Source organism: Methanohalophilus sp. WG1-DM, assembly GCF_004104135.1.
Classification (GTDB): Archaea; Halobacteriota; Methanosarcinia; order Methanosarcinales; family Methanosarcinaceae; genus Methanohalophilus; species Methanohalophilus euhalobius.
Genome location: NZ_RRBA01000001.1, coordinates 143,963 through 155,636, shown reverse-complemented (window position 1 = coordinate 155,636; position 11,674 = coordinate 143,963). Strand labels below are relative to the sequence as shown.

Below are 11,674 nucleotides of genomic sequence, written 5' to 3'. Positions count from 1 at the left end.
CTTCTAACTTCACTTCATTAGCTGGTTTATTGCATTTATCACAGCTTCAACGGATGCTGTGATTATATCTGTACGGGCACCCCGGGAACTAACCATTTTTCCATCCTTTGAAAGTTTAACACGCACTTCCACCAGCGCATCAGTACCGCCGGTTATCGCATCGACATGGTATTCTTCCAGCTGTATATCTCCTATACCTGATACAGCCTTGCGGATTCCTTTTACAACTGCATCTACGGGACCATCACCGATATCGGCTTCCACAACTTCCTCACCATCCACGGTTATCCTTACCGATGCGGTTGGCATAACCTGGTTACCGGATACTATGGTAAAATCTTTGAGTTTGACCCGGGATTCCCTGTATATGTTCAGTACGGTGTCAGCAATTGTTTGTAAATCGGAATCTGTGACATGTTTTCCATGGTCACCTATTTCCTTGACCCTGGTGAGAATCTCATTGAGCTGGGAATCTTCTACTTCCAGTCCTAGTTCTTTCAATGCCAGGGTTACTGAGCTTTTGCCGGCGTGTTTGCCCAGAACTATTTTTCTTTCCCTGCCCAGAATTTCGGGTTTCAGGGGTTCATATGTAGAAGTGTCTGCCAGCAGTCCGTGTACATGAATGCCTGCTTCATGGGTGAATGCATTACCTCCCACGAGCGATTTGTTGATGGCCACAGGTATGCCGGTCAAGCGGCTGACCAGTCTGGATGTTTTATAAATTTCTTCTGATTTTATACCAGTTCTGTGATCATAAAGCCATTCCAGAATCATCACAACTTCTTCCAGTGAGGTATTCCCGGCCCTTTCACCGATCCCATTTATGGTCATATGGGCTTCCCCTGCCCCGGCTTTCAGGGCAGCTATGGTATTGGATACTGATAATCCGAAATCATCATGGCAGTGAATGCTTACCGGTACACTGCATTCGCTGGAAAGTTCGCTGAAAATAGCTTCCGTTTTTTCGGGAACCAGCATTCCCACAGTATCACAATAGCATAACCTGTCGGCACCGGCATCGATTCCGTCCTGGTAGAGGGTCTTCAGGAAATCAAAATCTGCTCTGGATGCATCTTCCCCGCTGAATTCAACAATCAGGCCATGGTCTTTGGCGTATTCAATGACACGGGTTGACATTTCCCTGACTGCTTGCCTGTCCTTTTTCAATTTCACATTGATATGCAGATCTGATACAGGTGCGACAAGGTGAATGGAATCCACATCGCATTCCAGGGCGTAGTCTATATCCTGCTTCATTATACGGCAATAACTGCATATTTCAGAATCAAGGCCTTCAGCAGTGATTCCTCTTATAGCGTTTCTCTCACCTTCGGAGGTGATGGCAGAGCCTGCTTCGATGATGTGTACTCCCATCTCGTCCAGTTTACGGGCGATCCAGAGTTTTTCTTCACAAGTCAGTGCTACACCGGGTGTTTGTTCACCGTCTCTCAGGGTAGTGTCCAGAAAGCGTACATTTTCGAATAATACAATCCCTCACGATTTTTATGAATATTGTGCAACCATGTGACACGTTCATATTAAATATAAGTTCGCGTTAGTCCACATGTCTGTCAGCCTTTCATGCATACAAAAGGTATAATCATGAAATGCTGTGAAAAGTAGCATTCTATTATTAAAATAATTGATGGTATAAGCCGTTTTTAATGTGAGAAAGTAAGTGGAGAAGTATTAGAAATACTTCCCTGCATTTTTAGCTGCTTTTGCAACAAGAGAGGCGCTTGCTTTAAGGTCATCAATGGAAATCACTTCTACGGGTGAGTGAATATACCTTGCAGCCACACTAATAGTACTTGAGGGCACACCATCCCTTGTCAGGTGTATTGCGGTTGCGTCGGTGGTTCCTCCGTCTCCCACATCAAGTTGATGGGGCAGATCATTCTCCTGTGCTGTTTCTTTTAGCCATTTGACAACCTGCTTATCTGCCATAAGGCCCCTGCCGGCACCATCAACTACAGTAATTACCGGACCTTTGCCCACTTCCAGGGCTGAATCCTTCTTTTCTATGCCGGGGTGATCGCCCGGGATGGTGACATCTGTTGCAATTGCAATATCCGGATTCAGACCGAAAGCAGATGTGCGTGCACCTTTAAGCCCCACCTCTTCCTGAACCGTTCCCACGGCATAAATAGTGGCATCAATATCCATCTCGGAAATTTGTTTCAGGGCATCGATCACCATGGTCACTCCAACGCGGTTATCAAAGGCTTTGGAGGTGTAGAGACCATTTTGCAATGCCACAAAGTTCCTGTCTATAGAAATGGGTGTACCAACCTCAATTCCTAAGTTTTCTGCATCTTCCTTGTCCTTTGCCCCGACATCCACAAACATTTCTTCTGCCTTTATCGGTTTCTTTTTATCCTCATCTTTCATTACGTGAGGGGGTTTGGAACCGATGACACCCGGGATAGGTCCCCTGGTGGTGTGCACCATGACACGCTGGCTGTGCAGGGTCTGGTCAAACCAGCCACCGATAGTCACAAATCGGAGAAATCCATTCTCATCGACGTATTTTACCATAAGCCCTATCTCATCCATATGTGCAGCAAGCATAATGGAAGGACCTGTGCCTTTTTTGGTACCTATGAGATTTCCCATTTTATCTACTTCTATGGTATCGACATAGGGTTTGATTTCCCTTTCCATGATTTTGCGAATACTCTCTTCATTGCCGGAAATTCCGTGGGCGTTAGCCAGTTCTTCAAGAAGTTTTTCTATTTCCATTTGTATACCTTCCTTGTTTCTTTCAGGTTTAATAGTCCTCCAGAGATAAATAGTTTTGAGTAAGTGTTGAAAGGATTATTTAATTTACAGGTATCATGATATATGGTGGAAACATTTTAATTCTGGACAACAGAAGATATGCAGATGCCTCCATCCCGAATAATTTTCCATATTGATATGGACAGTTTTTTCTCCTCGGTAGAAGTGCGTGAGAGACCATCCCTTAAGGGCCTCCCGGTCGTGGTCGGGTCTGACCCAAAAAATGGGGAAGGAAGGGGTGTGGTAAGTACGTGTTCCTACGAGGCGCGCAGGTACGGCATCCATTCGGCAATGCCTATTTCGAAAGCCTACATACTTTGTCCGGATGCGGTCTTTTTGCGGGTGAATATGCCCCTCTATAAGCAGGCATCGGAAAATATAATGCTACTACTGCAGCGCTACACTTCTGTTTTCCAGCAGGTAAGTGTGGATGAAGCATATCTGGATGTTACTGATATTGTGAAAACCTACACTGAGGCACAGGACCTTGCTCTCAGGATAAAGAAAGAAATGTATGATGATGAGGATCTCACCTGTTCTATCGGGATAGCACCCAACAAGATTGTGGCTAAGATTGCTTCTGATTACCAGAAGCCCGACGGTCTGACGGTTGTGAAGCCTGAAAATGTACAGGAATTCATGTTTCCTCTGGAGGTATCTGCCATCCCCGGTGTAGGCAGGCGTACCCGTGAGATCCTGAGAAAGATGGGTCTCCGGACCATTGGGGACCTTGCACACACCGATGTGCAACTGTTAGTATCCCGTCTGGGCAAATCCGCCCTTAAATTGCGCCAGATGGCGCTGGGTAATTATCACAGTAAGGTGGCCGGTAAAAGTGAGGTGAAATCCATCAGCAAGGAGGATACCTTTGAAGAAGATGTCGGGGATATGGAACTATTAAGGGAAACTATGGACAGGCTTGCGCAACAGGTACACAGCAGGCTGGTCAGGCACGGTTATGTGTTCCGTACTGTCAACCTAAAGATACGGTTCGAGGATTTTACTACATACACACGGGCTTTTTCTCTCAGGGCAACCAGCAATGACCTTTCTGTGATATGCAAGGTAGGTAACCGTATGTTACAGGAATTCAGCTGCAAGAAGAAGGTAAGGCTTATCGGGATAGGGGTTTCGAGCCTGATGAAGATTGATTCCCAACAGACTACCCTGGAAGATTTCATAAGAGGGGATCAGAATGAAAATGGAAACCTGATCAGACCCAACAGGTAAAGGATGAGAATTATGGCCGGCTGGTGCAACAGGTACATTGCAAGGGACCTTTTTCCCATTGCAGTGAGCAGTCTTACCGGGGCAAAGCCTGTCATATCAGGAACATCAAATTTTCTTTCATAGGCCGGATACAGGTGATTGCTGGTGGCAATTCCTACCAGTACAAGGCCAAACCAGGGAAGCAGGGGAAAGTAATCCAGTGTCTGGAATGATGTGGAATGCACTCCCAGCCACAAAAACCAGTCATTTGGCACACGTATTGTTTTCAGGTAGAATCCAATTGCGATTACAACTCCCGCGACAATCAGGTTGGCATGTTTCTTTTCAATCAACGGATAGGCAATTATTATTGAGATTCCCATAAAATGCAGAATCCCGAAAACGATTGGCATAGAGGGATACGCAAACCAGCTGACTAAAGTAATCAGACTTCCCCAGAGAAATATCCGAATTCCCCTCTTTACATATTTGTGCCAGGGATTTCTGTTTTCGGGATGTTTCAAACGGTATCGTGAATAACTAAGGCTCAGGGCAATCCCTGCAGTATATATAAAAAGAACAGCTGAACTTCTGCCGATTATCCATAATTTGCCCTGATTTATCGCGAAAGAAAAATTGCCCAGCAGGTCCAGATCATAGAATGTATGATATATAATCATGAGGACAATGGCACAGCCCCGTAAAAGGTCAACTTCCCAGAAACGTTGTTCAGGCAGTACCATTGGTTTTACCATGAAAAAGGAATAATATCATTTTTTCTTGCGCTTGCCGTGGAATGTGGAGGCCAGATCTACTGCATAGGTCCCGTTTTCCTTGATTGCCATGATGATCTCATCGCGTTCAAGCAGGGAATCAAGGTTCAACTCATAGGACCCGGGCCCAATAATACGTACAGATTCAACTTTCTCCCCATCGTCTTCGATAATGGTGCTTTCTTTATGCTCAATTCCTATAAATTCATCAACTTCATGAATGAATTCTTCGCAAGGAATTGTCTTTTCTTTTTCCTCAGTAACTTCTTTTGTGGTTTCACTACCCTTCTCAACTTCATCAGTTTCCTTTTCGGACTCATTGCTTACGTAGAGAAATTTGTTCCATCCACAGTTAGGGCAGCCATTGAGGATAACTTCGGCTCCGTCTTCAAATACAGTCTCACATTTAGTACATTTGTGAGGCATTAGTTCACCGGTTTACTATTTGGCTATCTGTCTTTTAACCCTTACGAGTAAATGGCTTATTTTAGTCAATATATTTGCCAATAAGAGTTTTTAATCTGTACTGTGTTTCGTAAGGTATCATCCCAGAATCAGTCATTATTGCTCCATCAAGAGCATGTCTGCATTCACAATCCTGCTCAATATCAAGGGATTCAAGTGCCTGACGAATAATAGTTCTAACTGCTTTTTCGTTTTTTATTACATTTTCAATGATTGTTTCCGTAGTCACATCTTCTTCATGCCATACATCATAATCAGTCACAGTTGCAATGGTGCTATAGCAGATTTCGGCTTCCCGTGCAAGTTTTGCCTCAGGTGTGGCAGTCATTCCGATTATATCAAAACCCAGTGACCTATAAACATTTGATTCAGCTCTGGTTGAAAACTGGGGGCCTTCGATACATACATAGGTTCCTTCGGGATGACTGTTGTAGCCGTTTTCAATTGCAATTTTATGGAGCAAATCTGACATCCCGGAACAAAAAGGATCAGCAAAACCAGTGTGAACAACTATATCTTGATCAAAGAAAGTTGAAGGACGAAGTTTTGTCCTGTCATATATCTGGTCAGGAATTACAATGTCCAGAGGCTTTATGTTTTCTTTCAGGCTTCCAACAGCTGAGGCGGCTATTATCTGTTTGACACCAAGTTTTTTCAGGGCAAAGATGTTGGCTCTGGCATTCAGGTTTGTTGGAGATACTCTGTGTCCTTTTCCATGTCGTGGTAGGAAACAGACCTTCTTTTCTCCAAAATCTCCCACTGTAATCGAATCAGACGGTTTGCCAAAAGGGGTATCCACCTCTATCTGGTGTATGTTGTCCAACATATTTGCGTCATATACGCCGCTTCCGCCGATAATTGCAATGTCTGCATGTCCTTTCAATATATCACCTTTTTTTCAAACTTTTTTCCAGAATGTCTTGCCCCTTATGGTTTCGGAAGTTATAATTCCTCTTCTTTCCATCTCCCTGAGTACTTCAACAAGACGGCCGGGCTGGGCTATTTCAAAAGATATGGATTCCACTGAATGGTGTTTATAAAGAATATGTTTCAGAGCGGGAATGTCCCAGTATTTTGCTTCTTCACGCTCCATGGTGCCATTAATGATGTCGGTCATATCCTCGATGAAATTCCAGGGATAGACTATCCATGCCCATTCCTCCAATCTTTCACCACAATAATCAGGATCAATAGCAGAGTTATAGAGGTACTGGAGAGTAGCGGTCCTGATCTCTTTTGGTTCCTGCTTCTGAATATAATCCTTTGCATGAAGCATACTCTGGCCACTGTCTGTTATATCGTCCACAATCAGTACCTTCTTGCCGGTAGCGGCATTTTCTGCCAATGGGTAGCGTATCAGAGGTTCGTCCCCTGCAACGGCAGTTCCTGTATAGTGTTCGATCTTAAGGCTTGTAAGATCATCCAGTCCCAGGAAGTCACACATCACGCGACCGGCAAACCATCCGCCCCTGGCCAGTGCAATAATAATATCAGGTTCATAACCAGAATGTTTAACGTCTTCAGAAACGTCCCTGCAAAGATCATAGATGTAATCCCAGTTTGTAATAACACATTTGAATTTATCAGGTAATGCCATTAAATTTCCTCCTGCAATGGGCTGGTTTAACCGTGCTGTATTATATCTTTTTTCATGTAGTTTTTCCATGCACAACCTTTATGTACCATAATACCGTTATCAGGTTCCTCGACGCAATATAAGCCACCCGTAGCGGGGTGGGGTAGCCAGGAGATCCCGACGGGCTCATAACCCGTAGACCGATGGTTCGAATCCATCCCCCGCTATACATCTCTTAATTGGAGACGGCTGATTTTTGCTGTATTGTGTTGTTGAAGTATCCACCCGTAGCGGGGTGGGGTAGCCAGGAGATCCCGACGGGCTCATAACCCGTAGACCGATGGTTCGAATCCATCCCCCGCTATACACTCTTCTTTTGATCATATCACCTTTCATTTCAACTTTAAAGAGCATTGCCAGTTTGTTTAATATCGTCAAATTTAAGGGTCCAGACTCATTCTAGGGAATATGTTTCCATTTCCTGCTGAATTGCTAGTCGTAGTTTTTGGTCTTGCAGCTGCTATGTCCTGGGGTACGGGAGACTTCAGTGGCGGTATTGCAACCAGAAAGACCAGTGTTTACATAGTTGTTATGATAACCCAGTTCATAGGTTTCTTCTTACTTGTTACTACAGGCCATATAACCTCGGAACCCTTTCCTCTAGAAATTGATTATTTATGGGCCCTTCTGGCAGGGATATTTGGGAATGTAGGAATCCTTTCCCTCTACAAAGGCCTTTCATCGGGGAAAATGGGACTTGTAGCACCTGTTTCAGCGGTTGTTGCCGTTCTTGTTCCTGTTATTTATAGCCTTTTTACAGAAGGGTTACCTGCATTCCATAAAATTTTGGGATTTAGTATTGCTCTTGTGGGTGTGTGGTTGGTCTCAAGCAGCAGCAGTCTGGCTAAAATCAATACAGATGCTCTCAAACTCCCTTTTCTTGCAGGACTGGGATTTGGATTGGCTTATATCTCGATAAGCAATTTCAGTGGAGTCTCAATCTTCTGGACACTGGCAGTCGCTAAAATTGAAGGTGCAACAATATTACTATTGTTTCTACTCTCAAAAGGCCATCTATGCATACCGGCTAGAAAAGCGGCTCTGCCTATTCTTATCGCAGGTATTGGTGACACTGCAGGCAGTATCTTTTTCACAGCAGCAAGTCAAGTAGGAAGGCTGGATATTGCCACGATCACATCTGCTCTTTACCCGGCAGGCACAGTCCTGCTTTCCTGGATAGTGCTTGGTGAATATCTATCGTCCAGACAATGGATGGGCGTATTGATGGCTTTGTTTTCAGTTATTTTGCTATCTGTTTGATAGGGTACTGACCATTTGTCACAAAATAATTATATAAAACAATCGAGTATTATTGAAGCAGAAATTAAAAAAGGACGATCCCTATTATGGTAATGGACAAACTCAGTAATTCCCTGCAGGATGCCCTTAAAAAACTCGTGGGTGCCGGACGCATTGATGAGCGGACGGTAAACGATGTTGTAAAGGATATCCAGAGGGCACTTCTTCAATCCGATGTTAATGTCAAGATGGTGATGCAGCTTTCCAAGAGCATAAAGGAGCGAGCTCTTGATGAGGATGTTCCCCAGGGTATGAATCCCCGGGAACATGTGATACGCATCGTTTATGAGGAACTAATGAAAATTGTGGGTGAAGGTACCGATATCCCGCTAAAACCCCAAAAAATAATGATGATTGGATTGCAGGGTAGTGGTAAGACTACAACCACATCCAAACTTGCCCGCTATTTCCAGCGTAAAGGGCTCAAACCTGCTGTGGTCTGTGCTGATACTTTCAGGCCCGGGGCTTACCAGCAGCTTAAAACCCTTTGTGAATCCCTGAATGTGCCGTTCTATGGTGAAGAAGGCAATCCTGATGCTGTGGGTATAGTTGAACGGGGCCTTGCTGAAATAGACAAGTATGATGTGAAGATCATTGATACGGCAGGTCGCCACTCTCTTGAAAACGATCTTATAGATGAGATGGAGAGAATCCACGCAATTTCCAATCCTGATTACAAATTGCTTGTACTTGATGCCGGTATCGGCCAACAGGCAAGCGAACAGGCAAAAGCATTCAACGACTCAGTTGGGATTTCCGGTGTTGTGATATCAAAACTTGATGGTACCGCCAAAGGTGGCGGTGCTATGTCTGCTGTTGCCGCAACCGATTCCTCGATAGCCTTCATTGGTGTTGGTGAAACACCAGAAGACCTGGAAAGATTCGAGGCGGACAGGTTCATTTCCCGCCTGCTCGGGATGGGAGACCTCAGGTCCCTGATGGAAAAGGCCGAAGAAACCCTCTCAGAAGATGAACTCGATGTTGAATCCATGATGAAGGGAAAATTTACCCTCAAGGACATGTACAAACAGCTTGAAGCCATGAACAAGATGGGCCCCATGAAGCAGATCATGCAAATGTTGCCACTGGGCGGCATGGGGATGAAAGTTTCCGATGATGCTTATGAAGTTACAGGGCAGAAAATGGCACAATACAAAACCCTCATGGATTCAATGACAGAAGAAGAAATGACAAATCCACGTATAATAGGAAGTTCCCGCATTAAAAGGATATCCATAGGTGCTGGTTCCACTCCGGAAACCGTTCGTGAGCTGCTGAAATATCATAAACAGATGCAAAACGCCATGAAAGGTATGCGTGGAGGCAAATTTAATATGAAGAAAATGATGAAAAAAATGGGAATGTAATCATTCCCTCAGTTCTATTTTTCCGTCTTTGTAACCAATATACACCCTATCGGTATTGGTAAATATTCCGTGTTCTACGATTCCGACAACATTTGTCAGTTTATCTGCAAATTCCTGTGGATTTGGGATCTCTCCGAAAGCAGCATCCATAATGAAATTACCATTATCAGATATAACAGGCCCATCCTTTCTGGATGCAGGACGTATACTGGCTTCTCCGCCCATTTGAGCAACCTGTTGCTGTACAAGTTCACGGGCACAAGGCAGGACTTCCAGTGGAATAGCCATTGATATTGTTTCACTTATCTTTGAGTCGTCCACAACTACAATGAATTTGTTGGCAGAAAGGGATACTACTTTTTCCCGAAAGTGAGCACCTCCGCCTCCCTTTACCACATTGAGATCTGAATCGACTTCATCGGCACCGTCAATTGCAATATCAAGGACCGGATTTTCAGCCAGGCTTGTCAGGGGTATGCCTGCCTGTATCGCCAGCATTTCCGACTGGTAGGATGTAACAACTGCCCTTATATCCAGTCCCTTTTTGACCTTTTCTCCGAGGGCTTTTATTGCATAGGCAGTTGTGGAGCCGGTACCCAGCCCCACGATATTTCCGTCCTTCACAAGTTCTGCTGCGGCCCTGCCGGCGGCCTCCTTACCAAGATGATGACTTTTTGCATTTCTATCTGTCATTATCCTGCCTTCTTATGGGGAAAGACGCCTGCGGTCTCTGGGAAACAGTACGACATCGCGGATGTTCTCCACGCCAAGCATGGTCATCACAAATCTTTCACAACCCAAACCCCAGCCGGAGTGGGGAGGCATTCCGTAACTGAAAGCACGGAGATAGAAATCAAAGCCTTCTGGATCAAGTCCCTGATCTGCTATCCTGTTTTTGAGCATTTCCGGAAAGTGTATGCGCTGTGCACCGGAGGAGAGTTCCATGGTCCTGTGCATCATGTCAAAGGACTTGGAGAATTCAGGTTTTTCCTCGTAGGGCATGGCATAGAATGGTTTTATTTCGGTAGGCCAGTCTATGATGAAATAGTGTTCTTCCCCGGTTTCCTGAAATACATGTTCTCCGATGGTATGTTCGGAAAGGGTGGACAGGTCGTCTCCCCATTTCAAATCCTCTTCACCATGGGAATTGACAATCTCTATCGCTTCCTGATATGTCAGTTTGAGGAATGGGGTTTTCGGGACTTTGAGTTCAATTCCCAGTACTTCAAGAGCATCGGGTACGTTCTCTATTACCCGGGTGTAAACATATTCCACCATGTTTTCGAGGATTTCCATTACATCGAAGTGGTCGACAAAACTCGCTTCTATATCAATAGATGTAGCTTCGTTCAGATGGCGACGGGTGTCGTGTTCCTCTGCACGGAAGATCGGTCCGATCTCAAATACCCTGTCCATTCCACCGGACATCAGGATCTGCTTGAAAAGCTGGGGGCTCTGGTTGAGGAAAGCCTCCCTGTCGAAATAAGTAATCGGGAAAAGGGCAGTACCTCCTTCGGTTGCTGTGGCCACTACCTTTGGACTTGATGTTTCCAGAAATCCTTCCTTTGCAAGATAATTCCTGACAGCATGCAGAACCTCATGTCTTATCCTGAATATGGCATTTGTTCTGCTTCTTCTCAGGTCTATGAAACGTGAATCCAGTCTTGTGTCGAGTTCAGCATCCACTTTTCCTGTGGTGTCCAGGGGCAGGGGAGATTCTGCTTCATTGAGCAGTTCAATCTCATCAGGTATCAATTCATAACCATTAGGAGCTTTTTCTTCGGGCTTAATAATGCCCCTGACAGAGATAACTGATTCCCGGATAAGTTTTCTGGCGAAATTAAACAGTTCCCTGTCAATTTTCTTCTTTACAAGAGTAACCTGGGCTCTTCCCTGTCTGTCCCTTAATACAACAAAACAGATTCCTCCAAGATCACGTACCTCATGTACCCAACCTGCAAGAGCAACCTTATCGTCTCCGATTTTACCGGGATCGATTTGTGTCGTATAATGCGTCCTTAAATTTGCCAATGACATTTGTTCACCTTGATTTTATTGATATTGTGAATATGATTTCTGGTCATTATCGGTTTTCCTCTTAAAAAACATTCCTGTAAATATATCTAACCATTAGTTAAAGGGTC

At 44.6% G+C, this 11,674-nt stretch carries 11 protein-coding genes and 2 tRNA genes; 5 read left to right on the top strand and 8 right to left on the bottom strand.

Annotated elements, in window-relative coordinates:
* Positions 1-9: 9 nt before the first annotated feature.
* Together CI957_RS00775 and CI957_RS00770 are read right to left on the bottom strand one after the other, a co-directional pair.
* On the bottom strand, positions 10-1,491 hold the full coding sequence (locus CI957_RS00775) for a (R)-citramalate synthase (protein ID WP_128754015.1): 1,482 nt from the start codon (positions 1,489-1,491) through the stop codon (positions 10-12).
* Positions 1,492-1,689: 198 nt separating this feature from the next.
* Positions 1,690-2,742 (bottom strand): M42 family metallopeptidase, encoded by a 1,053-nt coding sequence (locus CI957_RS00770; RefSeq protein WP_128754014.1) that lies wholly within the window; start codon positions 2,740-2,742, stop codon positions 1,690-1,692.
* A 138-nt stretch (positions 2,743-2,880) separates the two neighbouring features.
* On the opposite strand from CI957_RS00770, the gene dinB reads away from it, so the two are divergent.
* Positions 2,881-4,011 (top strand): DNA polymerase IV, encoded by a 1,131-nt coding sequence (dinB, locus tag CI957_RS00765; protein ID WP_096711494.1) that lies wholly within the window; start codon positions 2,881-2,883, stop codon positions 4,009-4,011.
* On the opposite strand, the gene CI957_RS00760 is transcribed toward dinB, so the two are convergent.
* The 4 genes from CI957_RS00760 to CI957_RS00745 form a co-directional block, all read right to left on the bottom strand.
* A complete protein-coding gene (locus CI957_RS00760) occupies positions 3,972-4,733 on the bottom strand; it encodes a heparan-alpha-glucosaminide N-acetyltransferase (protein WP_241645746.1) in 762 nt (253 codons plus the stop codon). The genes dinB and CI957_RS00760 overlap by 40 nt on opposite strands.
* A 27-nt stretch (positions 4,734-4,760) precedes the next feature.
* Entirely contained in the window at positions 4,761-5,189 is a 429-nt protein-coding gene (locus CI957_RS00755) for a Zn-ribbon domain-containing protein (protein ID WP_096711496.1), read from the bottom strand.
* A gap of 61 nt (positions 5,190-5,250) precedes the next feature.
* Positions 5,251-6,111: an S-methyl-5'-thioadenosine phosphorylase gene (mtnP, locus tag CI957_RS00750; protein ID WP_096711497.1), complete on the bottom strand. Its 861-nt coding sequence runs from the start codon at positions 6,109-6,111 to the stop codon at positions 5,251-5,253.
* 15 nt (positions 6,112-6,126) lie between these two features.
* The gene (locus CI957_RS00745; protein WP_128754013.1) at positions 6,127-6,825 is read right to left on the bottom strand and encodes a phosphoribosyltransferase; all 699 of its coding nucleotides are present in this window, start codon (positions 6,823-6,825) and stop codon (positions 6,127-6,129) included.
* Between the two features lie 131 nt (positions 6,826-6,956).
* Here CI957_RS00745 and CI957_RS00740 point away from each other — a divergent pair.
* The 4 genes from CI957_RS00740 to CI957_RS00725 all read left to right on the top strand — a co-directional run bounded on the left by CI957_RS00740 (position 6,957) and on the right by CI957_RS00725 (position 9,530).
* Positions 6,957-7,031 (top strand) — tRNA-Met (locus CI957_RS00740).
* A 62-nt stretch (positions 7,032-7,093) separates the two neighbouring features.
* Positions 7,094-7,168, top strand: a tRNA-Met gene (locus CI957_RS00735).
* A 104-nt stretch (positions 7,169-7,272) separates the two neighbouring features.
* Positions 7,273-8,124, top strand: a complete 852-nt coding sequence (locus tag CI957_RS00730; RefSeq protein ID WP_096711498.1) for a DMT family transporter — start codon at positions 7,273-7,275, stop codon at positions 8,122-8,124.
* Between the two features lie 86 nt (positions 8,125-8,210).
* A complete protein-coding gene (locus CI957_RS00725; RefSeq protein WP_105460582.1) occupies positions 8,211-9,530 on the top strand; it encodes a signal recognition particle protein Srp54 in 1,320 nt (439 codons plus the stop codon).
* Here the strand turns inward: CI957_RS00725 and rpiA are convergent, their stop codons facing one another.
* Entirely contained in the window at positions 9,531-10,223 is a 693-nt protein-coding gene (gene rpiA / locus CI957_RS00720; RefSeq protein WP_128754012.1) for a ribose 5-phosphate isomerase A, read from the bottom strand.
* A gap of 12 nt (positions 10,224-10,235) precedes the next feature.
* The gene (gene aspS / locus CI957_RS00715; RefSeq protein WP_128754011.1) at positions 10,236-11,567 is read right to left on the bottom strand and encodes an aspartate--tRNA(Asn) ligase; all 1,332 of its coding nucleotides are present in this window, start codon (positions 11,565-11,567) and stop codon (positions 10,236-10,238) included.
* Between the last annotated feature and the right edge of the window lie 107 nt (positions 11,568-11,674).